Source organism: Devosia submarina (assembly GCF_003056345.1).
Taxonomy (GTDB): Bacteria; Pseudomonadota; Alphaproteobacteria; order Rhizobiales; family Devosiaceae; genus Devosia; species Devosia submarina.
In genome coordinates, this window is the sequence record NZ_PYWB01000004.1 from 172,257 (window position 1) to 192,683 (window position 20,427).

Genomic DNA, 20,427 nt, shown 5'->3' on the forward strand with positions numbered 1-20,427 from the left:
TGGATCCCGGCTCAAGGCCGGGATGACATCGAATATTTGGAGTGTCTGGTGACCCTCTACGCCATTTTCGATCCCAAGCCGGACACGGCCGACTTGCCGGCTGCCATTCCCGAACAGTTCAGCTGGCTGGCGGCACTTCTGCCGCCCGTGTTTCTGCTGCTGCACGGGCTTTGGCTGGAAATGCTCGCCTGGGTGCTGATGGTCGTGGCGCTGGTGGTTCTTACCCCATTCCTGGGCACCGCAGCCTTCTGGCTTTATGTGCTTGGTGCCATCTGGCTCGGCTTTGCGGCGCCATCGTTTCGTCGCCATGCGCTGCGGTCCCGCGGTTGGCGCTATCGCGGTGAGCGCGTGGCAGCCGACGCCGAACTGGCGCAATTGGAGGCGATTCGATGAGCAGTGTTGCCATTATCGACTATGGCGCGGGCAATCTGCACTCCGCAGCCAAAGCCTTTGAGCGCATGGCGCGGGCGCTGGGCGGCGTTGATATTCTTGTGACCGCCGACCCAGAGCAAGTTCGGCAGGCAGACCGGATCATGCTGCCCGGCGTCGGGGCCTTTGCCGATTGCAAGGCAGGGCTTGATGCCGTGCTAGGCATGATCGAGGTGCTTGAGGAGCAGGTGATCCGGGGTGGCAAGCCATTTTTGGGCGTGTGCGTTGGCATGCAACTGATGGCATCGGAGGGCCGGGAAAAGGCCGTAACGGCTGGGCTTGGCTGGATCCCTGGCGCTGTGGAGCGCATCCGACCAAGTGACCCTCAGCTCAAGATTCCCCATATGGGCTGGAACACCATCACCAAGACCCGGCCGCATGCGCTGCTGGAAGGTATTCCGGACGGTCCGGATGGACTTCATGCCTATTTCGTCCATTCCTACCACCTGGTGACCGAAGACGATGCCATGCGCATTGCCATCACCGATTATGGTGGCGCGCTGACGGCCTGCGTAGGACGAGACAATTTGTTTGGTGCCCAGTTTCATCCCGAAAAATCCCAGGCGCTGGGCCTGCGGCTGATCGACAACTTTTTGAGGTGGACACCATGATCCTGTTTCCCGCAATCGACCTCAAGGCCGGCCAGTGCGTACGCCTCAAGCTGGGGGACATGGACCAGGCGACGGTGTTCAACGACGATCCCGCCGCGCAGGCCAAATCGTTCGAGGACCAGGGGTTTGAATACCTCCATGTCGTTGATCTGGATGGCGCCTTTGCCGGGGAAAGCCGCAATGGCGCGGCCGTGGAAGCCATTCTTAAGGCGGTCCGGTTTCCGGTGCAGCTCGGGGGTGGCATTCGCACGCTTGCGCATGTGGAAGGCTGGCTCGGCAAGGGCTTGGCGCGCGTGATCCTGGGCACTGTTGCGGTGCGTGATCCGGCGCTGGTCAAGGAAGCGGCCAAGCGCTTTCCGGGGCAAGTTGCCGTGGGCATTGATGCCCGCAAGGGCATGGTAGCGGTGGAAGGCTGGGCTGAAACCTCCGAGCTGTCGGTGATCGAACTCGCCAAGCGCTTTGAAGGCGCTGGTGTTGCAGCGATCATCTATACCGATATCGATCGCGACGGGGTGCTGGCCGGGATCAACTGGGACGCAACACTGGAGCTGGCGCGCGCGACCAGCATCCCCGTAATCGCCTCGGGCGGGCTGGCCTCCATGGCCGATATAGAGCGCATGACGCACGCCGAATATCAGGTGTTGGAAGGCGCGATATCGGGGCGGGCGCTCTATGATGGGCGAATTGATTCACGTGAAGCACTCGCGCTCTTGAAGAGGGCCGCATGACCCTCAAGACCCGTCTGATCCCTTGCCTCGACGTGATGAATGGGCGCGTGGTCAAGGGCGTGCAGTTCGTCGACCTGCGCGACGCTGGCGATCCGGTTGAAGCGGCCATGGCCTATGATGCGGCCGGCGCCGACGAGCTTACCTTCCTTGATATTGCCGCGAGCCACGAGGGCCGCGACACGATTTTCGACGTCGTTGCACGCACGGCCGAACATTGTTTCATGCCGGTGACCGTGGGTGGCGGGGTGCGGACCATCGAGGACATCCGAAAGCTCCTGCTTGCCGGAGCCGACAAGGTCGCGATCAATTCGGCTGCCGTGAACGACCCCGATTTCATTTCCCGGGCCGCAGACAAGTTCGGCAATCAGTGCATTGTCGTTTCAGTGGATGCCAAGCAGCGGCTGACCGAGCGAGTGGGTGGGGACAACCGTTCGGAATGGGAAATCTTCACCCATGGCGGACGCAAGCCGACCGGCATCGATGCGGTGGAATTTGCTGCCCGCATGGTCGAGCGCGGGGCAGGGGAATTGCTGGTGACGTCCATGGACCGCGACGGCACCAAATCGGGGTTCGACCTTAAGCTGACGCGAACAATTGCCGATGCGGTTGAAGTGCCGGTGATCGCCTCGGGCGGGGTGGGCTCGTTGCAGGATCTGGTGGATGGCGTTGTTGAAGGCCATGCCAGCGCGGTACTGGCGGCTTCGATCTTCCACTTCGGCACTTTCACCATTGGCGAGGCCAAGCAATATCTGCGCGACCATGGGGTTGATGTGCGGATGGACAAGGCCCTGCAGGAGCTGGCACGGCCATGAATCTAGAAGATCTTGAAGCGCGTGTTGCCCTTCGCGCTGCGGCATCGCCCGAAGAAAGCTATACCGCCAAGCTCATCGGCCGAGGCATGGAAAAATGCGCGCAAAAGCTGGGCGAAGAAGCCACCGAAGCTGTGATCGCAGCCGTGACGGGCAATCGCGTCGAACTGGTCAAGGAATCAGCTGATGTGCTGTTCCATCTTCTTGTCGTCCTCAAGGCTGCGGGCGTGCCGTTGAGCGACGTCATGGCCGAACTGGACGGGCGAACTGGTCAGTCGGGCCTGGCTGAAAAGGCCGCCCGTGGAGACAAGGGCTGATGGCGAAAGGCTCACGGGTGCTGGCGCCTTATCACCACTTCACCAAGGCGGAGTGGAGCGCCTTGCGCGCCGACGAGCCGATGACGCTGACCGGGGAAGACATCAAGCGGCTGCGCACCCTGAGCGATCCGATCTCCCTGGAAGAAGCCGAAGAAACCTATCTGCCTCTGACGCGCCTGCTGTCTTTTTATGTGGAAGCCATTCAAGGCCTTCATAACGTGTCGACGCGGTTCCTCGAAACAGCTGACCAGAAGGTGCCTTTCATCATCGGCGTGGCCGGATCAGTGGCAGTGGGAAAATCCACCACGGCGCGCATCCTCCAAGCGCTTTTGCAGCGCTGGCCATCGAGCCCCAAGGTTGATCTGGTGACGACGGACGGGTTTCTTTATCCCAATGCCGTGCTCTCCGAGCGCGGGATCATGGAGCGCAAGGGTTTCCCCGAAAGCTATGATCGCCCGCGCTTCGTGCAGTTCCTGGCCGACATCAAGTCGGGCAAGGGCAATGTCCAGGTGCCGGTTTATTCGCACCTGGTGTATGACGTCGTTGAAGGCAGCGAGATTACGATCGACCGGCCCGATATTTTGATCGTGGAAGGGCTCAATATTCTCCAGCCCGGCGAACTGCCCCGAACCGGCAAGCCGATCCTCTTCGCCTCCGATTTCATCGATTTTTCGATCTACATCGACGCCGATGCCGAGGATCTGGAAACCTGGTTCATGGAGCGGTTCTTTCAGCTGCGCGAAACGGCGTTCCGTGACCCCAATTCCTTTTTCCGCAAGTTCGCCGAAATGAGCGAACAGGAGGCGGGGACGTTCGGGCGCATGGTGTGGCGCACGATCAATCTGCCGAACCTGCTGGACAATGTGCTGCCCACGCGGGGGCGGGCCGATTTGATCCTCAAAAAAGGCAAAAGCCATCTGATCGAGGAAGTGCAGCTGCGCCGGGTTTAATTTTGCCCTATCGCCCCCACAGCGTTGTTGCCCGGCTTGTCCGGGCGATCCATGTTCCCGTGCCTGTGGAGGGATGGATCACCCGGACGAGCCGGGTGATGACGGTGGGGCGGAGCTATGGCGCTTGGCGGTTAGTATGTTCCCGGCTGCGGCTGGCTCAGGATGATCTGGTTGCCATCGCTGTCGCGGAACTTGGCGGTCTTGAAGAAATCGCCAACCGATTTTGCGACCGGGTTGAGGCCTTGCAGGCTAAGACGCCCAAGCTCTTCGGCAATATCGTCCACGATCAGCGTCAAGTTTGAGGCACCCGCGCGGTCGCTATCTGTATGCACCTGCACCCAGCCCCCGCCGGGCAGCTTCCATTCGGCATGATCCGCCATGGGGCGGGCGTCGGCCGGGCGGCCGAACAGCCGTTCATAAAAATCGAGTGCTTCGTTCATGTCGTCCACCGCGATACCGGCCAGCGCGTTGGTTATGGTCAATTGCTTGTTCCCCCTGCGTCGCGAAACACCACCCTAGCACAGTGTCGGCAATGGGGCAGCGCTGTTGGCGTTTTGCCGCTGCGCTGCTATAGCCGGGGCAAATGGGAGTTCGGTGAATGGCAGATTTGAAGGTCGTGATTGCAGGCGCTGGCGGACGCATGGGCGCTGCCAATATTGCGGCCATTGCTGCAACTGCCGGCATTGCCCTCCATGCCGCGCTCGACCGGCCCGGCGCCGCTTCCATCGGCAAAGATGCCGGAACGCTGGCGGGCCTCGAAGGCCTTGGCGTGGCGATCAGCGACGATGTCGACGCGGCACTGATCGGTGCAGACGCCATCATCGATTTTTCCGCTCCGGCAGCAAGCGTTACCCTGGCGCAAAAGGCTGCCGAACGTGGTCTGGTGCATATTATTGGAACGACCGGCTGCTCGGAAGCTGACGACGCTGCCATCGCCCAGGCTGCAGGCCGAGGCGCCCGCATCGTCAAGTCTGGCAATTTCTCCATGGGCATGACCGTGCTGACCAGCCTTGTGGAGCAGGCTGCCCGTGCATTGGCGGAATACGACATTGAAATCATGGAAATGCACCATAACCGCAAGGTGGACGCCCCTTCGGGCTCGGCGCTGATGCTGGGGGAGGCGGCGGCCAAGGGGCGCGACATTGCGCTCAAGGATCATTCCGTGCGTGTGCGCGATGGCCATACCGGACCGCGTGAAGCCGGAACCATCGGCTTTGCAACGCTACGCGGCGGCAATGTGATCGGCGACCACATGGTGATCCTGGCGGGCCAGTCCGAGCGCATCGAGCTCAGTCATCGCGCGCAGGACCGCACTATTTATGCCAACGGAGCGGTGCGGGCGGCGCTCTGGGCCGCCGGGCAGCCGGCCGGGCTTTATTCCATGGCTGATATGCTCGGCCTCGCTAAATAAACGAAAAGGAAAACCACATGACCGGCACCCTGATCCTCGTGCGCCATGGGCAGAGCGAGTGGAACCTCAAGAACCTATTTACCGGCTGGCGTAATCCCAACCTGACCAAATTGGGGGAAAGCGAAGCGCGGGCAACAGGCAAGGCGCTCAAAGCCAAGGGGATCGTTCCGGACCTTTACTACACCTCGGCCCTGCGCCGGGCGCAGCATACGCTGGATCTGATGCTCGAAGAGATGGGGATCTTCAACGTCACCATTATCCGCAACACTGCACTCAATGAACGCGATTATGGCGATCTGGCCGGCCTCAACAAGGATGATGCACGCGAAAAATGGGGCGAGGAGCAGGTTCTGATCTGGCGCCGCTCATATGATGTGCCCCCTCCGGGCGGAGAAAGCCTCAAGGACACGGCAGCGCGGACCCTGCCCTATTACGAGAGTGAAATCCTGCCGCAGCTCAAGGCGGGCAAGACCGTATTGATTGCCGCGCATGGCAATTCGCTGCGGGCGCTGGTGATGGCGATCGAAGGGCTCACCCCGGACGAGATCCTGAAGCGCGAAATCGCGACAGGCGAGCCGACGGTTTACCGGATCGGCACCGATGGCAAGCTTGAGGAGCGCATAGAGCTCTAGGGCGGCACCCCCACATAACCTCCACTGAAAGCGGGGGAACTTGGCTGGTGGGCGCGGCCGCTAGTGCGCGGCCGAAATTACGCCAGCTTCCCAGCCCAGGATCGCGCGCTTGCGCGGGACGCCCCAATGGTAGCCGGTAAGGGCGCCCGTGCTGCCGACCACCCGGTGGCAAGGGACCACGAAAGAGATAGGGTTCTTGCCGACCGCGGCACCGACCGCGCGGGAGGCTTTGGGGCGGCCGATGTGGCTGGCAACGCTCTGGTAGGTCGCGGCGCTTCCCATGGGAATCTTGAGCAGGGTTTCCCAAACCTTGACCTCGAAATCGGTGCCTATCAGCACGATGCGCACCGGCCGATCGGCTGACCATTGCTGGGGATCAAAGGCCTGGGCGACCAACGGGGCGATATGCTGGTCGTTGCGGATGAAACGAGCATTGGGCCAGCGGTTCGCGAGATCAAGAAACGCGGTATCCACGTCCGTTTCCGCGTCGGCAAAGCCGATGCCGGAGAGGCCATATTCGGTTGCAGTCGCTACCGCAGTGCCAAACGGCGACGAGGCCGTGCCCCAAATCATGTCGAGCCCGGCGCCACCAGCACGGAAAACACCGGGCGGCATGGCTTCATAGGCCACAAACAGATCATGGAGCCGCGAGGTTGAACTGAGGCCCACCTCATAGGTGGTGTCCAGAACGCTTTGTTTTTGCCGCAAGAGCGATTTGGCATGGTCCAGCGCAACAGCCTGGGCAAAGCTCTTCGGCGTGAGCCCGCACCAGCGGCGGAACAGATCGGTGAGTTGCCGCTCGGTCATGCCCATAGATTGCGCAAAGCCCGAGAGATCCGCGACATCGGGACCATTCTCGCTGAGATAGCGGATGGCGGCGCGAATTGCGTCATAATCTGACGCAGGGCTCATGGTCATCATCTGGTTCATGGCAGCACCCGATCTTTTCCTGGCTGCCTGTTTATCGCTGTTGTCGCCTTGGGGCGACCCGGTTTTAACCGCTTAGCTGGCGCGGGCCTTGCGCAGAGCGGTGCCCAGGGCTTTGGCGAAGCTCGATTTGTCGTCACTCGTTAGGAAAGCGCCAATATCGACCTCCTCCTTGGCGGTACGCAGCCGGATGCGGATGGTCTTTTCATCGACGTCGCGATCCAGCACCAGCTTAATGGTTTTCGGATTGAAGCGGCGCAGCGTGCGCGCACCATTGGCGTCGGTGGTCACCCATTCAAGTCCATCGTGCCAGACAGTGATTTGCTCGTGCCGCTTGCCCTGGCGCAGCGAGAAATAGAGGGCAGCACCCGTCGCCAAAGCCGTTAGAACCATTAGTGCGGCAATAGGCCAGAGGCCGATCGACAGCATCGACAAGGCCGGCAGGCCGGCAAACACAAGGCAGAGGCAGGTGACCAGCATGACGCCGCGTCCATCAAGCGAACGGTGGGGCGTCAGTTCCGCCGAAAACAGGGGTGTTGTTGTTGTGGCTTGCATTGGCATGTTGGCCTCTCCGACGCTAACTATAACGGCAGAACAAGGGGCGAGAAAATGGCTGCCGCCAAAAAAGTGAAGAACCTGCCTAAGGCCGATGTCCAAGCAATGTTCCAGCGTTTTCAGGAAATTACGCCAGAGCCCAAGGGCGAACTCGAATATGTGAACGCTTTTACGCTCCTCGTGGCCGTAGTTCTTTCGGCTCAAGCGACTGACGCAGGAGTAAACAAGGCGACTCGCGCGCTGTTCGCTGCAGCGCCTACGCCTGCAGCCATGGTGGCGCTAGGCCAGGAAACAATTGAAGCATACATCAAAACCATTGGCCTTTTTCGCACCAAGGCCAAAAACGTTTTCTTGCTAAGCCAGCAATTGCTGGAGCGCCATGGCGGCGAGGTGCCGGCGGAGCGGGAGTTGCTGGAGGCCCTGCCGGGGGTTGGGCGCAAAACGGCGAATGTGGTGCTCAACATGTTCTTCGGGCAGCCCACCATGGCTGTAGACACGCATGTGTTTCGGGTCAGCAATCGCACCGGGCTGGCAGTGGCCGCCAATCCGCTGGCTGTGGAACAGAAGCTCCTAAAAGTGGTGCCGTCTGAGTTCATGCTCCATGCTCATCACTGGCTGATTTTGCACGGCCGCTACATTTGCAAGGCTCGAACGCCCGAGTGTTGGCGCTGTCCGATTGTGGAATGGTGCTGCTATGAGCCAAAAACACCTGCGCCCAAGGTTAAGACGCCGGCAGTTCAGGCGCCATAGCCGCGCGCCATGGCTGCGGCAAAGCTGGGGATGAGCGCAAAAAGCGCTGCCTGGAACAAAATAAAGCGGCGGCTGGCAGTAATTTCTGTGGTCGCGGGAACATAGCTGCTGTTGGCCGCAAGGTTCTTTGCCCAGCGGCGAATAGCCAAGGTGGGCGGAACAGAAAGGATGCCGACAAGCAGGAACGCCGTCATCTTGCCCCAGAACATGTGATTGCCTGCATAATAGTCCCAGCCGCTCGCGCTGAAGATGACGCGGATAATCCCAACCACGATCACGATCCCAGCGGTTGCGCCATAGATCGCATCGACCCGCCCAAGCTGGCGAATGGCCGGGGCAGCAAGGCCAGGGTGCACAAGCGCGACTTCCACAGCGAAGATCGCAACGAGGGCAAAAACGGCCAGATGGTGTGCGATGGCCAGAACCAGATCAATATCCATTTGGCTCTCGTGATTTGGCGATGTAAGAAGCGCTTACATATAGAAGCCTAGAAGTAAGCAATGTCAACATCAACTAATGGCCACTATCATCATGGGGACCTTCGGCGTGCCCTGTTGGATGCTGCCCTGATCATCCTGGAGCGGGATGGCGAAGCGGGCATTCAATTGCGCGATCTCGCCCGGGCGGTGAATGTCTCTCCCGGAGCGCCATATCGGCATTTCGACAGCCGAGCCGCCCTGCTGGAATCCCTCGCCGTGATTGGCTTTCAGCGCTTCATCAAGAAAATGGAGGAGACGGCTCAGAGCAATTCGCCAGATATTCCCGTAGCCATGGGCCGCGCCTATGTGCAGTTTGCACTCGCCAATCCTGGTCTGTTCCGGCTGATGTTTTCGCCTGAAGTTCGCAAGGACAATCGCCCTGGCCTGAGGATGGCAGCTGATCAGGCCTTCAACACCTTGCGCCATGTGATCGGCGGAGCAACCGGTGCCAATCGTGTTGCGGCGCTGGCCGCTTGGGCGCGCGTGCATGGATTGGCTGTGTTGCTGCTAGATAAGCAAATCGCGCTAAGGGTTGGCGATGATGTGGAGCAACTCATCGACGCTGTTCTGGGCAAGCTCTAGGGCGCTGTACAAGTCAGGGCTGGCTGCTACAAACAAGCATGCACCTTGATAAAGAACCATTGGACACCAAGAGCTATTTCATTGGTGGCACGAGCTTCCCAGCCCCGCCTCTGGCGCCGGGGCTTTATGTTGTGGCAACGCCGATCGGCAATCTGCGCGACATCACCATAAGAGCGCTTGAAACCCTGGCGGCTGCCTCTGTGATCCTGTGTGAAGATACTCGCATGTCGGCGCGTCTGCTCGATCATTATGGTATTCGCGGCCGCCGCATTGCCATGCATGAACACAATGAGCGGGCGAAGGCGGACGAGATCGTCGGTCATATCGCGGCAGGGCAGGCAATCGCGCTGATTTCCGATGCTGGAACGCCCCTTCTGTCTGATCCCGGTTTTCCGCTGATCCGTGGCATGGCGGAAGCAGGGCAGCCAGTCTATCCCATCCCAGGCGCTTCAGCGCTCCTGTCTGCTTTGGTCGTTGCCGGCTTGCCGACGGACGCTTTCGCTTTCCACGGCTTCTTGCCGGCAAAAGCTGGAGCGCGCGCCAATGCGCTGCAGAGCCTTGCGGTTTCACGTGAAACTTTGGTGTTCTATGAAAGTCCGCGTCGCTTGGCCGATACCCTGTCGGCCATGGCCCACATCTGGGGGGAACGGCAGGCGGTGGTCGCGCTGGAGCTGACCAAGCGCTTCGAGCGCGTGCATCGAGGTGCGCTGAGCGAACTGGCAGCAGAGTTTGCCGGGGGAGAGACCAAGGGCGAGGCAGTGATTGTGGTGGCAGGGGCCGCGGAAGCGGCTCCGGTAAACGAGGCAGAATGGCTAAGTGCACTCGCCAGCGCGATGGAAGGTCAACCATTGCGCGCTGCGGTGGATGCTGTTGCGGCGCAGTTCAGGCTGAAGCGCAAGGATGTGTATGATGCGGCGCTCCGGCTCAAAAACGCCGAGTAAGGCTCGCTTGGATGCTTATTGGAGTGGGCACCGGGGGGAGGCGCTTGCCGCCTGGTTCTTGCGGCTCAAGTTCTATGGGATTCTCGCCACACGCTACAAAACACCTCTGGGCGAAATCGACCTTATCGCCAAAGCTTTCGGGACAATCGTGTTTGTTGAGGTCAAGGCAAGACGCCGCGCCAGTGGCGAGGCTGACGCCCTGGCTGCGGTCAATCAGCAGCGTATCGCGCGCGCTGCACAATACTGGCTTGCCAGGCACCCGCAATATGCCGGGTGTGATCTACGCTTCGATGTAATCTTTGTGGCCCCGCGAAGTTTTCCACGCCACTGGGTGAATGCGTTTTCGCTTTAGCCGACCATGCCGCAAAATGGCTTGCGTCAGCCGCCGCGTCGGGCGATGTGAAGAACGCTCCGCGGCTTGCTTGTGGGCCCTCCGAAATCGCCAGGTAGAAGCATAATGAAGCTTAAAGTTGCGGTCCAGATGGACCATGTCGCCACTATCAACCCACGCGGCGACTCGACCTTCGCCATGATGCTGGAGGCTCAAGCGCGAGGGCATGACTTGCTCCACTATACCCCGGATACGCTGGCTCTGCAGGGCAATGTGGTTTCGGCGCTGGTGCAGCCTATCACGGTTACGGATGCATCTAAGGGGGAGCACTTCGTGTTGGGCGAGGCGCACCGGATGGATCTTTCGACGCAGGACGTGATCCTGATGCGCCAGGATCCGCCCTTCGACATGAACTATATCACCCTCACCCATCTCCTGGAGCGGCTGCACCCCAAGACACTGGTGGTCAATCCACCCTCTGCTGTGCGCAATGCACCGGAAAAGATTTTGGTGACAGATTTCCCCGAGCTGATGCCACCCACATTGGTTACGCGTGACCGGGACATGATCCACGCTTTTCGCAAGGAGCATACCAACATCATCGTCAAGCCGCTTTATGGCAATGGCGGCGCGGGCGTATTCTTTCTTCAGGAAGGCGACCATAATCTGGCGAGCCTGCTGGAGCTGTTTGAGCAGAATTACCGCGAGCCCTTCATGGTCCAGAAATATTTGCCGGACGTGCGCAAGGGCGACAAGCGGATCATAATCATCGATGGCGAAGCGGTAGCGGGGCTGAATCGTATTCCCGCAGAGGGCGAAGCGCGTTCCAACATGCATGTGGGCGGGCGGCCAGAATTCATCGAACTGACGGCACGTGACCGTGAGATCTGCGCAGCAATCGCACCAGCGCTTAAGGAGCGCGACATGATCTTTGTGGGCATCGATGTGATTGGCGATTATCTCACCGAGATCAATGTCACATCGCCCACAGGCATCCGCGAGATCAAGCGCTTCGGTGGCCCTGACATTGCCGTGCTGATCTGGGATGCGATCGAAAAGCGTCGCGCCTGAGCGGGTGGGGGCGGTCAGGCAGCTGCAAGCTGCTTCCGCTTGAGCAGGCCATCGTTGAGAAATGTTCCCAAGGGAATAAAAGCAGCAAGCGTTGTGCGCGCCCATTCCCAACCACTGAAACCGCGACCCCATAGGCACACAACCATGGCGATCAAATACATGACGAACGCTACGCCATGGATCATGCCGATGGATGGTACCAGCGCAGGATTGCCGAACACATATTTAAGCGGCATGGCAACAAAGAACAGGGCGAGGGTGGTGACGCCTTCGAAAAGGCCAATGGCGCGGAAAATTCTGATCATGGGGTATGTCTAGCCGCAATCGCGGAAGACAGAAACGTGACGCATGGCCGCTCATGCGTCAGGGCCCTTGCTTTTCGGCTGCGGAAGACTATTTTAGAAGCGTTCTAAATCTATTAAGCAGGCCGCCCCATGTTCATCCAGACCGAAGCCACGCCTAATCCTGCGACGCTCAAATTCTTGCCCGGTCGCGATGTCCTTGTCGGTGAGCCGCGTGATTTTCGCAGTGCGGACGCCGCTGTCGTCTCGCCGCTGGCCCAGGGGATTTTCGCCATTTCTGGCGTCACGGGCGTGTTCCTCGGTTCCGACTTCATCTCGGTGACCAAGGATGAAACCGACTGGGCCCACATCAAGCCAGCCATTCTCGGCGTGATCATGGATCATTTTCTTTCCGGCAAGCCGGTAATCACCGAAGGCGGCGCAGCGGTTCCGAACTTCGATGAAGTCGAAGAATTCTTTGAAGAAGAAGACGGCGAAACGGTTGAGGTGATCAAGGAATTGCTGGCGACGCGCGTTCGTCCGGCCGTTGCCATGGATGGTGGCGACATCATCTTCAAGGGCTTCAAGGAGGGCACCGTGTTCCTCCATATGCAGGGGGCCTGCTCTGGCTGCCCATCGTCCACGGCGACGCTCAAAAGCGGTATCGAAAATCTGCTGCGGCACTTCGTGCCCGGTGTTGAGGCCGTTCAGCAGGTCTAGCTTATCTGCAACCTGCGGTGTGCATGGCCCGGTGAGAGATCACCGGGCTTTTTGTTCGTGGGGTATCGGTGAGATGTGTCCCTTGGACGGCGAGTCTAAATCTTCGGCAGCCATTTCTTTTCGATCTTGCACACTATTGTGTAAGCTGGATCAAACACATTGCCGATCTCGTAGCGAACCACTTGCCCCAGCAGATGGCTCGCGGCAACGGCCGAGAGGCCATAGGCGTCCATGAGCCAATCGAACATTTCGGTTGTGGCGTGTTGCAGGGCCTGCTCAAGAGGGCGGGCATTACCGACGGTAAAGATCGAAGCGGCATCTTCCCCACGCGGCCAATTGGGCTTTTGGCCCTTGCGGAGACTGAGGCGAACTTCGACTTCCATCGCCGTTTCAACACCAGTCCCAACGATCTCCCCATCACCCTGGATAGCGTGGCAATCGCCTAGGAAAAAGAGCGCCCCCGGTACTGCTACTGGCAGGTAAACCTTGGTGCCGGGGCGGAACCCTCGGTAATCCATGTTGCCGCCGTTTTCTGCACTAGTCGCGGTGGAGGACGCCTGGCCAAGGCTTGGGGCAACACCGAAGCAGCCGATCATGGGATCGAGCGGCAGCACGAGATGTTCCAGGCCTGCAACCGGCTCCTTGAGCCGGACGGTCGAGGCTTTGATGTCGATGATCCAATCGGTCCGCTCACGCTTTGGCAGATCGCGCACGCGTTCGGGCTCTACGACATTGGCGGCCAGCACCTGTCGCGTCCAGCCTGTCGCGCGGATCGGCGTCATGCGGATGATCTCGGCCATAAGGGCATCGCCCGGTTCAGCACCTTCAACAAAGATGGGGCCATTCATCGGGTTTGGTCCCGAGCAACGCGCAATCCCGTCCTTGTCAAATCCATTAGCGTCGATGGTCTCGGTAATCACCGTATCGCCATCGGCAATGAAGAGGGCAGGGGGGGAGTGTGCCCAACACATTGTGCCATGTGGTGGGAACAAAGCGGTGCGTCGTCATAGATGCTCCTATTCGGCCGCCGCCTTTTCCTCGGGCGAGCGCTGGTCAGTAATGGCCAATGGCTCGGCCTCCAGCCTTTTGCGACGGATGCGCAGGCGCTTGATACGCCGGCTATCGGCGGCAAGCACTTCGAATTCAAAGCCATCGAGCTTGTTAACTCGTTCGCCGCGTTTTGGGACGTGTCCTGCCAGATCGAACACCAGGCCACCGATCGTATCCACCTCTTCGGCATATTCGCCGGGGTCGAACTCGGGGCCGAGCATGATGCGCACATCGTCCAGTTCGGCACGTGCATCGGCGATAAAGGTGTCGTTGCCAACCTTGCGGATCAGGGAAGCTGCGAGTTCGTCGTGTTCGTCCTCGATCTCACCGACAACGGCTTCCAGCAGGTCCTCAATGGTCACAAGGCCGTCTGTACCGCCATATTCGTCGACCACAATGGCCATGTGGACGCGCGAGGCACGCATGGATTGCAGCAGATCACCCACTGGCATGAAGGTTGGCACGAACATGGCCGTGCGCACCAATTCGAGCTTGTTGATCTTTTGCTTGAGTACGCTGGAGACCAGCTTGACCGGCACATCCTTGGTCGGGTCCGTCACCGCTTCGGTGATCTTGCCCAGCGTATCCTTGACGTGGATGAAGCCCAATATGTTGTCGAGTCCGTCGTCATACACGGGCAGGCGCGAATGACCGACCTGGCGGAACTTGGCAAGGAGCGTGCCGAGATTAGCGTCGGCCTCGATCGCCTGGATATCCGAGCGCTCCACCATCACGTCGCCAACTGAGACATTGCCGAGCTTGAGCACGTTCTGGAGAATCGTGCGCTCGCTTTCCGAGAAGTCGGCTGATTCAGCGCTCCCCTGCTCGTCGAGCGCTACCTGCAGATCGTCGCGCAGAGAAACCGTTCCGCGTGCCAACATGGCCCTGAAACGGTTCCAGATGGACGGTCCGCGCGCTGGCGTCGGGGAGGAACTAGATGGAGGTTCGGCTGGTGTGGGCGCCGAGTGACCCGTACTGTCGCTATCGTTCATGGTGTGTCGCCGCCAGAAGCGGCTCGTTGATCCTTACGCGGGAAATGCGGAGCTTTGGGCTTCCGCGTCAATCGGCATAGGGGTCCGCAACCCCGAGCTTTGCCAATATCTGTGTTTCGAGGCCCTCCATTTCGAGAGCTTCTTCATCAGTGAGGTGATCATAGCCCAAAATATGGAGAAATCCATGCACCACAAGGTGACGGAAGTGATCTGTGAACGAAACACCCTGTTCGGCCGCCTCCTGTTCCAGCGTTTCGCGCGCCAGGGTAATGTCGCCCAGAATGCCGGAAACAGCCCCAAAGGGCTCAATTTGGGGGAAGCTCAACACGTTGGTGGAACTATCCTTGCCGCGCCACTCGCGGTTGAGCTCTTGCTGTTCCGCATCATTGGTGAGGAGGATGGAAAGCTCCGCCGCGCCCTTGAGCTTGGCTTTTGATCCTTCCAGTGCAGCGAGCACGGCCTGTTCGGCCACGGCATCAAGATCGGACGGCCACAGTTCATCATTGCGGATAACAGCGATTTCAAGCGGCAAGGAGCTCAGCGGACGACCCCTTCGGCAGCTTTTTCCGCGAGCTTCTTGGTTGCATCGGCCTCGTAGGCGCGAACGATGCGGCCCACAAGGGCATGTCGCACAACGTCCTTGTCGTTGAAGCGGGAGACATGAATGCCTTCAACGCCATCCAGCAGATGGACGGCTTCCACGAGGCCCGACTTTTCCCCACGCGGCAAATCGACCTGCGTAGGGTCGCCCGTAACGATCATTTTCGAGTTCTCGCCCAAGCGGGTCAGGAACATCTTCATCTGCATGGACGTGGTGTTCTGCGCTTCGTCCAGGATCACCACGGCATTAGCCAAGGTGCGGCCGCGCATGAAGGCCAGGGGGGCCACTTCGATGATGCCTGATGTGATGCAGCGCTCGACATTTTCGGGCTTCATCATATCGTAAAGCGCATCATAAAGCGGACGCAAATAGGGGTCGACCTTCTCCTTCATGTCCCCGGGCAAAAACCCCAGGCGCTCGCCCGCTTCGACAGCTGGCCGGGACAGGATGATGCGGTTGATGTCACCGCGCTCAAGCAGGGACGCGGCATGGGCAACGGCCAAATAGGTCTTGCCGGTACCGGCCGGACCAACACCGAACACCAATTCGCTCCGCTCCATGGCCCGCATATACGCATCTTGCGCGGGCGTGCGGGCAACAATGGTGGATTTGCGCGTGGCAATCTGGGCCATGCGCACCTTGCCCTTACGCTCAAGCGTTGGGAGGGTGAGCTGGGAATCCTCGGTCTGGATCATGCGGATCACACCGTCCACATCAGAGATGTCGATGGTGCGTCCTTCCTCGAGCGAGCCATAAAGCGATTCGAGCGAGCGGCGCGCCTGGTCGACGGCAGAGGCAGCGCCCTTGAGCAGCACGTGATTACCGCGCGGTGTCGCCGAAACCTTGAGCCGCTGTTCGATCAGGGCCAGGTTCTGGTCAAAATCGCCATAAAGCTGCGCCGCAAGGCGATTGTCATCAAAAGCGAGTTCTAGCTGGGATGCGAGTGCGTTGTCTGCTGTTGGGGGCAAATGCCTGCTCAAACTGGTGTGGCTCCGAGGATGCGGCACAATTTGCACCGCTTCGAGATAACGAGGCTAGGACGATTTCCGTGCCATGTCTTGCGCTATATTGTGTTCAAACACAGTCTGAGCAAGTGCCGCGCTGAAACGCTTACCGCCTGGTAGACCAGAGCAATGGGTCAGTACACTACTAGGCTGGCTTGCACAGGCTGGAACACGTGGGCAGATTGCCCCGTGAAAATCGGGAATTTGCCATGCCAACTGCACTGACCCTGTCGGGCTCCATTCGCCAGGGATCGTTCAACAAGAGCTTGCAGGCGCATATGGACCGCCAACTCGGGACGGCTGGCGTGTCGGTCAGTTCCATCGACCTGAGCGATTTTCCGATGCCAATCTTCAACGAAGATCTGGAGGCCGAGCACACCCCGAACGCTGCTCCTCAGCTCGCCGAGCTCTGGCGAACGCACGACATCATCTTTATTGCTACGCCTGAATACAATGGCGGCTTGCCTCCCCTGCTGGTTAACACCGTCACCTGGCTGAGCCGGCAGAAGCCTAGCCCCTTTCGGTATGCCGTGTTCGGTATTGGCGGGGTGAGTTCGGGCAAGTACGGCACGATCTGGGGCCTGAGCCATCTGCGCGAGTCCCTCACCAAGATGGGCGCGCTTGTGGTGCCAACGCTCTTAGGGATTGGGCCAGCGGAACAAGCCTTTGACCAGGAAGGCAATCCGGTGGAGCCGGGCATTATCCGCAAGATCGACCAGATGGTGCACGAACTCACCCACTTTAGCCGAGGCTAAAAAGATGCGCGCGCTCTATGTCACTCACCCGCAGGTAGAGATCGCTCCAAACATTCCCGTTCCGCTTTGGGGCCTCTCCGAGCAGGGACGGCAAAGGGCCATGCAGTTTGCGGGAAAGGGAATCGTACCGGAAGGCGCCGTGATCTTCTCCAGCGGCGAGCGCAAGGCTGTGGAACTAGCGGAAATATTGGCGCGACAAACGGGAGCAAAGGTAATCACCGATCACCAGATGGGCGAAAATGATCGGAGCGCCACCGGTTTCTTGCCGCCTGCACTATTCGAGCAAATGGCGGACCGTTTCTTTGCCGAGCCCGACCGAAGTGCCGATGGATGGGAGCGCGCCGTGGATGCGCAGGAGCGTATTGTTGGAGCGGTTCGAACTGCGCTCTTGAGCGTGCCGGAAGGAACGCCTGCAATATTCTGCGGTCATGGCGCGGTGGGCACTTTGCTCAAATGCCATGTCGACAAGCGTCCCATTGCCCGCGCCGAGGATCAGAGCCGGCATGGCGACAAGGGTGGCGGCAATTGCTTTGTGTTCGATCTCGAGGAGATGGTTCTGGGCTGTGAGTGGACTCCAATGGAGGCGTTTGGGCCAGAATGGCTAGAGATTGGGTAAAAGGACGATCTCGGCTCGGCTTAACTCCTGGGCCAAGGCGCTGACCGCCTTTTCTGCCTCCTGTTCCACATCAGACAGTGCTGTCCCAAACGGGACCTCAAGTCCCAAATGCTTGGACGGATCGTCGGACCAGACAAAGACCACAAAGGATTTCCGGTTCTGGAAATCGTGGTTGAGATTGGTGATCATAAGTTTGGACATGAGCGCTCTCCAGGGTGGACCGACAGCTTAACGTTTCGGCATGCGCCATCAAGCCAGGCGGGTTGCCGCCGTATCTGGTTTGCTCTAGTTCAAGCTTAGCGCACTATATCGCAGGAGCATCCATGACCGGCCAGTTGATTGTTGGGTTAGATGTTTCCTCCCGCGCCAGGGCAGAGCAGCTCGTCGAGCAACTCGGCGATGCGGTGGATTTCTACAAAATCGGTTATCAATGCTTCTATGGCGCAGATGGCCTTGCCTTAGGGAAGTCGTTGATTGCGGCTGGCAAAAAGGTCTTTTTCGATCTGAAGCTCCTGGACATCGACAACACCGTGGAACAGGGGGTTGCGGCCTTTGCCCAAACAGGCGCTGCCATGCTGACCGTCCACGCTTACCCAAAAACGATGCGCGCAGCTGCAAAAGCGGCGGCTGGAACTGGTCTTTGCGTCCTGGGTGTGACGGTGCTGACTTCCATGGACGATGCCGATGTCAAGGAAGCCGGCTATGAGCGCGATGCGGCCGGCCTTGTGGCGCTGCGTGCCCAGCAGGCACGGGACGCCGGCATTGGCGGGATTGTTTCCTCGCCCCACGAAGCCGAAATGGTACGCACCATTGTTGGGCCGAAAATGCAAATTGTGACGCCCGGTATTCGTCCCACTGGCGCAGCGGCGGGCGACCAGAAGCGCGTCATGGGTCCGGCTGAGGCCTTAGGAGCAGGGGCCACGCACCTTGTTGTGGCACGGCCGATCATCGAAGCGCCCAATCCAGCGGCAGCGGCCCGGGCCATCCTTGCCGAGATGAACACCGGATCAAGGCTGGCGTGATGCGTTATTCCGCCTGTGTCGACATGCTGTTTGTTCGCGAGACACAGAGCATTGCCGAGCGCATTCATTTGGCCAGGGCCGCCGGCATGGACGCGGTGGAGTTCTGGCTTTGGAGCAACAAGGATCTCGACGCCATCGAGGATGCGCTCGGGGCGACCGGGGTCAAGCTTGCCGCCATTGTAGCCGAACCTTTTGCCGAACTCACCCGCACCACTGACCATGACCGTTTTCTTGAGGGCCTAGCCTCTAGCCTTCAGGTCGCCAAGCGCCTCGGTGCCCCCGTGATGATCGCCCAGGCAGGTCCTGAACTCAGCAATGTTCCACGTGAAACGCAGCACGATGCTGTGGTGGAGGCGATGCGGCGGTCAGCCCTCGTGCTGGAAGGCTCGGGCGTGCGGCTGGCGCTGGAGCCGCTCAATACGCTGGTTGATCACCAAGGCTATTATCTCGCATCCACCAGCGAGGGGCTCGACATCATTGATGAGGTCGGCCGGCCCGAGATCGCGCTGCTTTATGATCTCTACCATTCCATGGTGATGGGAGAACAAACGGCGGAGGTCCTGGCGGGGCGCGTCGACCGCATTGCCCATATCCATGTTGCCGACCATCCCAGGCGAAACCAGCCAGGAACAGGGGAACTGCCAATTCCACAAAGCCTCGATTGGCTCCGGGCAAAAGGCTATAACGGCTATACGGGGCTTGAATTCCGCCCCACTGGTCTGACTGCCGATGCGCTGGCTGAAACGCGCGCGATCTTCGGCTAGCCCACCAAACCGTGCTGCTTGGTGAGATCGTGCAGATCAAGCTGCGGGCGGGCGCCGATATGGGAGATCACTTCGCTGGCCGCCAGGCACCCTGTTTGAAGGGCTGATTGCAGCGACTGGCCGCGTGCCATGCCAAGCAAAAAGCCCGAGGCGAACAAATCGCCTGCGCCAGTGGCGTCCACGACCCCATCGACGGGGAAAGCTGGAACCGACACGATCTCCCCATTGTGGATCGCCATGGCGCCGTCGGCACCCATGGTGATGGCAGCCAGTTCAGCATCCTTGGCAATTTCGCGCACGGCTTCGCCGAGGTCTTCCGTCTGGTAAAGTGATTTAAGCTCATGCACATTGGCGAAAACATAGTCGATGGTTTTGGACCGGATGAGGTCCAGGAACTCGGCGCGGTAACGATCAACGCAGAACGGGTCCGACAAGGTAAAGGCGGCAGCCCGCTCGCTCTTGTGCGCATAATGCGCGGCAAGGACAAAGGCTTTCTTGGACTCCACGGGATCCCACAAAAAACCTTCCATATAAGTGATGGCGGCGGACCCAATCTCGTCTGGCTTGATGTCTTGCTCAGTCAGCTGGTGGCAAGCGCCCAAATAAGTGTTCATGGTGCGCTCTCCGCTTTCGCTGAGAAAAATCATCGAGCGGGCAGTCAGGGCGCCATTCTTGAGGCGCGACGTGGAATAATGAACCCCGAGGGCGCCAAGGTCTGCTTCAAACACATCGCCCAGCGGATCATCAGCCACCTTGCCCACGAACGCCGCCCGACCTCCGAGCGAAGCAACGCCGGCGGCTGTATTCGCCGCACTGCCGCCCGAGATCTGCTGCCGGCTCAATGGCATCTTGCTGTAGAGCTCTTCTGCCCGCTCGGTATCGATCAGGTGCATGATGCCTTCGGTCATGCCCTCACGTTCGATAAACCCGGGCTCCACGGGCGCGATGATGTCGACGATCGCATTGCCGATGGTCAGAACGTCGAAGCGGGTTTCGGTCATGTGCGGGTCCGGACGGAGGGAGAAAAGCCGAGTGCGGGTTTAGAGGAACTGCCCCTTTGGCGCAACGACCAAGGCAGTCGAGCCGCCTTGACGCCTCA

The 20,427-nt window shown here is 59.7% G+C and carries 28 protein-coding genes and 1 pseudogene; 18 read left to right on the forward strand and 11 right to left on the reverse strand.

All coding sequences use genetic code 11. The features are described 5' to 3' along the window. Window positions 1–48: 48 nt before the first annotated feature. Genes DDE77_RS07220 through coaA form a run of 6 tightly spaced genes read left to right on the forward strand, consistent with a single transcriptional unit; the run spans window position 49 to window position 3,844 of the window. Window positions 49–393: a DUF2628 domain-containing protein gene (locus tag DDE77_RS07220; protein WP_157959708.1), complete on the forward strand. Its 345-nt coding sequence runs from the start codon at window positions 49–51 to the stop codon at window positions 391–393. Further along, a complete protein-coding gene (gene hisH / locus DDE77_RS07225; RefSeq protein ID WP_108396779.1) occupies window positions 390–1,040 on the forward strand; it encodes an imidazole glycerol phosphate synthase subunit HisH in 651 nt (216 codons plus the stop codon). The genes DDE77_RS07220 and hisH overlap by 4 nt, the downstream gene beginning before the upstream one ends. After that, a complete protein-coding gene (hisA, locus tag DDE77_RS07230) occupies window positions 1,037–1,768 on the forward strand; it encodes a 1-(5-phosphoribosyl)-5-[(5-phosphoribosylamino)methylideneamino]imidazole-4-carboxamide isomerase (RefSeq protein ID WP_108396780.1) in 732 nt (243 codons plus the stop codon). Before hisH ends, hisA begins: the two co-directional genes overlap by 4 nt. Continuing rightward, the gene (gene hisF, locus DDE77_RS07235; RefSeq protein WP_108396781.1) at window positions 1,765–2,580 is read left to right on the forward strand and encodes an imidazole glycerol phosphate synthase subunit HisF; all 816 of its coding nucleotides are present in this window, start codon (window positions 1,765–1,767) and stop codon (window positions 2,578–2,580) included. Before hisA ends, hisF begins: the two co-directional genes overlap by 4 nt. Beyond that, complete coding sequence (locus DDE77_RS07240; RefSeq protein ID WP_108396782.1) at window positions 2,577–2,894, forward strand: phosphoribosyl-ATP diphosphatase; 318 nt, start codon at window positions 2,577–2,579, stop codon at window positions 2,892–2,894. The genes hisF and DDE77_RS07240 overlap by 4 nt, the downstream gene beginning before the upstream one ends. After that, window positions 2,894–3,844 (forward strand): type I pantothenate kinase, encoded by a 951-nt coding sequence (coaA, locus tag DDE77_RS07245; RefSeq protein ID WP_108396783.1) that lies wholly within the window; start codon window positions 2,894–2,896, stop codon window positions 3,842–3,844. The genes DDE77_RS07240 and coaA overlap by 1 nt, the downstream gene beginning before the upstream one ends. A gap of 131 nt (window positions 3,845–3,975) precedes the next feature. Here coaA and DDE77_RS07250 read toward each other — a convergent pair whose 3' ends face one another. Continuing rightward, entirely contained in the window at window positions 3,976–4,326 is a 351-nt protein-coding gene (locus DDE77_RS07250) for a VOC family protein (protein ID WP_108396784.1), read from the reverse strand. Window positions 4,327–4,442: 116 nt separating this feature from the next. On the opposite strand from DDE77_RS07250, the gene dapB reads away from it, so the two are divergent. After that, window positions 4,443–5,255: a 4-hydroxy-tetrahydrodipicolinate reductase gene (dapB, locus tag DDE77_RS07255; protein ID WP_108396785.1), complete on the forward strand. Its 813-nt coding sequence runs from the start codon at window positions 4,443–4,445 to the stop codon at window positions 5,253–5,255. A gap of 17 nt (window positions 5,256–5,272) precedes the next feature. Beyond that, entirely contained in the window at window positions 5,273–5,887 is a 615-nt protein-coding gene (locus DDE77_RS07260) for a 2,3-bisphosphoglycerate-dependent phosphoglycerate mutase (RefSeq protein ID WP_108396786.1), read from the forward strand. Window positions 5,888–5,947: 60 nt separating this feature from the next. On the opposite strand, the gene DDE77_RS07265 is transcribed toward DDE77_RS07260, so the two are convergent. Together DDE77_RS07265 and DDE77_RS07270 are read right to left on the reverse strand one after the other, a co-directional pair. Further along, window positions 5,948–6,817 (reverse strand): methylated-DNA--[protein]-cysteine S-methyltransferase, encoded by an 870-nt coding sequence (locus DDE77_RS07265; protein WP_108396787.1) that lies wholly within the window; start codon window positions 6,815–6,817, stop codon window positions 5,948–5,950. Between the two features lie 72 nt (window positions 6,818–6,889). Next, on the reverse strand, window positions 6,890–7,375 hold the full coding sequence (locus DDE77_RS07270; protein WP_108396788.1) for a DUF2244 domain-containing protein: 486 nt from the start codon (window positions 7,373–7,375) through the stop codon (window positions 6,890–6,892). A gap of 48 nt (window positions 7,376–7,423) precedes the next feature. Between DDE77_RS07270 and nth the strand changes: the two genes are divergently transcribed. Next, window positions 7,424–8,119 carry an endonuclease III gene (nth, locus tag DDE77_RS07275; RefSeq protein WP_210204353.1) on the forward strand — a complete coding sequence of 232 codons (696 nt, stop codon included), beginning with the start codon at window positions 7,424–7,426 and terminating at the stop codon, window positions 8,117–8,119. On the opposite strand, the gene DDE77_RS07280 is transcribed toward nth, so the two are convergent. Continuing rightward, the gene (locus DDE77_RS07280) at window positions 8,107–8,559 is read right to left on the reverse strand and encodes a DUF2214 family protein (protein WP_108396789.1); all 453 of its coding nucleotides are present in this window, start codon (window positions 8,557–8,559) and stop codon (window positions 8,107–8,109) included. The genes nth and DDE77_RS07280 overlap by 13 nt on opposite strands. 60 nt (window positions 8,560–8,619) lie before the next feature. Between DDE77_RS07280 and DDE77_RS07285 the strand changes: the two genes are divergently transcribed. The 4 genes from DDE77_RS07285 (at window position 8,620) to gshB (ending at window position 11,523) form a co-directional block, all read left to right on the forward strand. Next, window positions 8,620–9,180 carry a TetR/AcrR family transcriptional regulator gene (locus DDE77_RS07285; RefSeq protein WP_108396790.1) on the forward strand — a complete coding sequence of 187 codons (561 nt, stop codon included), beginning with the start codon at window positions 8,620–8,622 and terminating at the stop codon, window positions 9,178–9,180. 38 nt (window positions 9,181–9,218) lie between these two features. After that, window positions 9,219–10,121, forward strand: a complete 903-nt coding sequence (gene rsmI, locus DDE77_RS07290; RefSeq protein WP_108396791.1) for a 16S rRNA (cytidine(1402)-2'-O)-methyltransferase — start codon at window positions 9,219–9,221, stop codon at window positions 10,119–10,121. A gap of 7 nt (window positions 10,122–10,128) precedes the next feature. Then, window positions 10,129–10,473, forward strand: coding sequence for a YraN family protein (locus DDE77_RS07295; protein WP_245895117.1), 345 nt, complete (start codon window positions 10,129–10,131; stop codon window positions 10,471–10,473). Between the two features lie 105 nt (window positions 10,474–10,578). Then, entirely contained in the window at window positions 10,579–11,523 is a 945-nt protein-coding gene (gshB, locus tag DDE77_RS07300; protein ID WP_108396792.1) for a glutathione synthase, read from the forward strand. A 14-nt stretch (window positions 11,524–11,537) separates the two neighbouring features. Here gshB and DDE77_RS07305 read toward each other — a convergent pair whose 3' ends face one another. Continuing rightward, window positions 11,538–11,828 carry a DUF3817 domain-containing protein gene (locus tag DDE77_RS07305; protein ID WP_210204354.1) on the reverse strand — a complete coding sequence of 97 codons (291 nt, stop codon included), beginning with the start codon at window positions 11,826–11,828 and terminating at the stop codon, window positions 11,538–11,540. Between the two features lie 129 nt (window positions 11,829–11,957). Here DDE77_RS07305 and DDE77_RS07310 point away from each other — a divergent pair, with 129 nt between their 5' ends. Continuing rightward, on the forward strand, window positions 11,958–12,524 hold the full coding sequence (locus DDE77_RS07310) for a NifU family protein (protein WP_108396793.1): 567 nt from the start codon (window positions 11,958–11,960) through the stop codon (window positions 12,522–12,524). A gap of 95 nt (window positions 12,525–12,619) precedes the next feature. Here the strand turns inward: DDE77_RS07310 and DDE77_RS07315 are convergent. The 4 genes and pseudogenes from DDE77_RS07315 to DDE77_RS07330 all read right to left on the reverse strand — a co-directional run bounded on the left by DDE77_RS07315 (window position 12,620) and on the right by DDE77_RS07330 (window position 16,135). Further along, window positions 12,620–13,532 (reverse strand): annotated as a pseudogene (locus tag DDE77_RS07315) (acetamidase/formamidase family protein). Window positions 13,533–13,540: 8 nt separating this feature from the next. Continuing rightward, window positions 13,541–14,566 (reverse strand): hemolysin family protein, encoded by a 1,026-nt coding sequence (locus DDE77_RS07320; protein WP_245895118.1) that lies wholly within the window; start codon window positions 14,564–14,566, stop codon window positions 13,541–13,543. Window positions 14,567–14,633: 67 nt separating this feature from the next. Continuing rightward, a complete protein-coding gene (gene ybeY / locus DDE77_RS07325; protein WP_108396795.1) occupies window positions 14,634–15,098 on the reverse strand; it encodes an rRNA maturation RNase YbeY in 465 nt (154 codons plus the stop codon). 5 nt (window positions 15,099–15,103) lie between these two features. Then, window positions 15,104–16,135 (reverse strand): PhoH family protein, encoded by a 1,032-nt coding sequence (locus DDE77_RS07330; protein ID WP_245895119.1) that lies wholly within the window; start codon window positions 16,133–16,135, stop codon window positions 15,104–15,106. 245 nt (window positions 16,136–16,380) lie between these two features. On the opposite strand from DDE77_RS07330, the gene DDE77_RS07335 reads away from it, so the two are divergent. Both DDE77_RS07335 and DDE77_RS07340 read left to right on the forward strand, forming a co-directional pair. Beyond that, on the forward strand, window positions 16,381–16,926 hold the full coding sequence (locus DDE77_RS07335) for an NADPH-dependent FMN reductase (protein ID WP_108396797.1): 546 nt from the start codon (window positions 16,381–16,383) through the stop codon (window positions 16,924–16,926). A 4-nt stretch (window positions 16,927–16,930) separates the two neighbouring features. Then, complete coding sequence (locus DDE77_RS07340) at window positions 16,931–17,542, forward strand: histidine phosphatase family protein (protein WP_108396798.1); 612 nt, start codon at window positions 16,931–16,933, stop codon at window positions 17,540–17,542. On the opposite strand, the gene DDE77_RS07345 is transcribed toward DDE77_RS07340, so the two are convergent. After that, complete coding sequence (locus DDE77_RS07345; RefSeq protein ID WP_108396799.1) at window positions 17,528–17,743, reverse strand: hypothetical protein; 216 nt, start codon at window positions 17,741–17,743, stop codon at window positions 17,528–17,530. The two genes, DDE77_RS07340 and DDE77_RS07345, sit on opposite strands and share 15 nt — an antisense overlap. Window positions 17,744–17,865: 122 nt before the next feature. On the opposite strand from DDE77_RS07345, the gene pyrF reads away from it, so the two are divergent. Further along, window positions 17,866–18,564 (forward strand): orotidine-5'-phosphate decarboxylase, encoded by a 699-nt coding sequence (gene pyrF / locus DDE77_RS07350; protein ID WP_108396800.1) that lies wholly within the window; start codon window positions 17,866–17,868, stop codon window positions 18,562–18,564. Further along, on the forward strand, window positions 18,561–19,328 hold the full coding sequence (locus DDE77_RS07355; protein WP_108396801.1) for a TIM barrel protein: 768 nt from the start codon (window positions 18,561–18,563) through the stop codon (window positions 19,326–19,328). The genes pyrF and DDE77_RS07355 overlap by 4 nt, the downstream gene beginning before the upstream one ends. Here DDE77_RS07355 and DDE77_RS07360 read toward each other — a convergent pair. Then, window positions 19,325–20,329, reverse strand: coding sequence for an adenosine kinase (locus tag DDE77_RS07360; protein WP_108396802.1), 1,005 nt, complete (start codon window positions 20,327–20,329; stop codon window positions 19,325–19,327). The genes DDE77_RS07355 and DDE77_RS07360 overlap by 4 nt on opposite strands. Window positions 20,330–20,427: the final 98 nt, after the last annotated feature.

Excerpts from the sequence above, each read along its gene's own strand:
- gshB (WP_108396792.1), top strand. The coding sequence starts at position 10,579 with ATGAAGCTTAAAGTTGCGGTCCAGATGGACCATGTCGCCACTATCAAC.
- DDE77_RS07280 (WP_108396789.1), bottom strand. The coding sequence starts at position 8,559 with ATGGATATTGATCTGGTTCTGGCCATCGCACACCATCTGGCCGTTTTT.
- DDE77_RS07285 (WP_108396790.1), top strand. The coding sequence starts at position 8,620 with ATGTCAACATCAACTAATGGCCACTATCATCATGGGGACCTTCGGCGT.
- DDE77_RS07360 (WP_108396802.1), bottom strand. The coding sequence starts at position 20,329 with ATGACCGAAACCCGCTTCGACGTTCTGACCATCGGCAATGCGATCGTC.
- hisA (WP_108396780.1), top strand. The coding sequence starts at position 1,037 with ATGATCCTGTTTCCCGCAATCGACCTCAAGGCCGGCCAGTGCGTACGC.
- DDE77_RS07320 (WP_245895118.1), bottom strand. The coding sequence starts at position 14,566 with ATGAACGATAGCGACAGTACGGGTCACTCGGCGCCCACACCAGCCGAA.
- dapB (WP_108396785.1), top strand. The coding sequence starts at position 4,443 with ATGGCAGATTTGAAGGTCGTGATTGCAGGCGCTGGCGGACGCATGGGC.
- rsmI (WP_108396791.1), top strand. The coding sequence starts at position 9,219 with ATGCACCTTGATAAAGAACCATTGGACACCAAGAGCTATTTCATTGGT.
- DDE77_RS07335 (WP_108396797.1), top strand. The coding sequence starts at position 16,381 with ATGCCAACTGCACTGACCCTGTCGGGCTCCATTCGCCAGGGATCGTTC.
- DDE77_RS07345 (WP_108396799.1), bottom strand. The coding sequence starts at position 17,743 with ATGTCCAAACTTATGATCACCAATCTCAACCACGATTTCCAGAACCGG.
- DDE77_RS07305 (WP_210204354.1), bottom strand. The coding sequence starts at position 11,828 with ATGATCAGAATTTTCCGCGCCATTGGCCTTTTCGAAGGCGTCACCACC.
- DDE77_RS07265 (WP_108396787.1), bottom strand. The coding sequence starts at position 6,817 with ATGAACCAGATGATGACCATGAGCCCTGCGTCAGATTATGACGCAATT.
- hisH (WP_108396779.1), top strand. The coding sequence starts at position 390 with ATGAGCAGTGTTGCCATTATCGACTATGGCGCGGGCAATCTGCACTCC.
- DDE77_RS07340 (WP_108396798.1), top strand. The coding sequence starts at position 16,931 with ATGCGCGCGCTCTATGTCACTCACCCGCAGGTAGAGATCGCTCCAAAC.
- hisF (WP_108396781.1), top strand. The coding sequence starts at position 1,765 with ATGACCCTCAAGACCCGTCTGATCCCTTGCCTCGACGTGATGAATGGG.
- coaA (WP_108396783.1), top strand. The coding sequence starts at position 2,894 with ATGGCGAAAGGCTCACGGGTGCTGGCGCCTTATCACCACTTCACCAAG.
- DDE77_RS07310 (WP_108396793.1), top strand. The coding sequence starts at position 11,958 with ATGTTCATCCAGACCGAAGCCACGCCTAATCCTGCGACGCTCAAATTC.
- DDE77_RS07270 (WP_108396788.1), bottom strand. The coding sequence starts at position 7,375 with ATGCCAATGCAAGCCACAACAACAACACCCCTGTTTTCGGCGGAACTG.
- DDE77_RS07260 (WP_108396786.1), top strand. The coding sequence starts at position 5,273 with ATGACCGGCACCCTGATCCTCGTGCGCCATGGGCAGAGCGAGTGGAAC.
- pyrF (WP_108396800.1), top strand. The coding sequence starts at position 17,866 with ATGACCGGCCAGTTGATTGTTGGGTTAGATGTTTCCTCCCGCGCCAGG.
- nth (WP_210204353.1), top strand. The coding sequence starts at position 7,424 with ATGGCTGCCGCCAAAAAAGTGAAGAACCTGCCTAAGGCCGATGTCCAA.
- DDE77_RS07240 (WP_108396782.1), top strand. The coding sequence starts at position 2,577 with ATGAATCTAGAAGATCTTGAAGCGCGTGTTGCCCTTCGCGCTGCGGCA.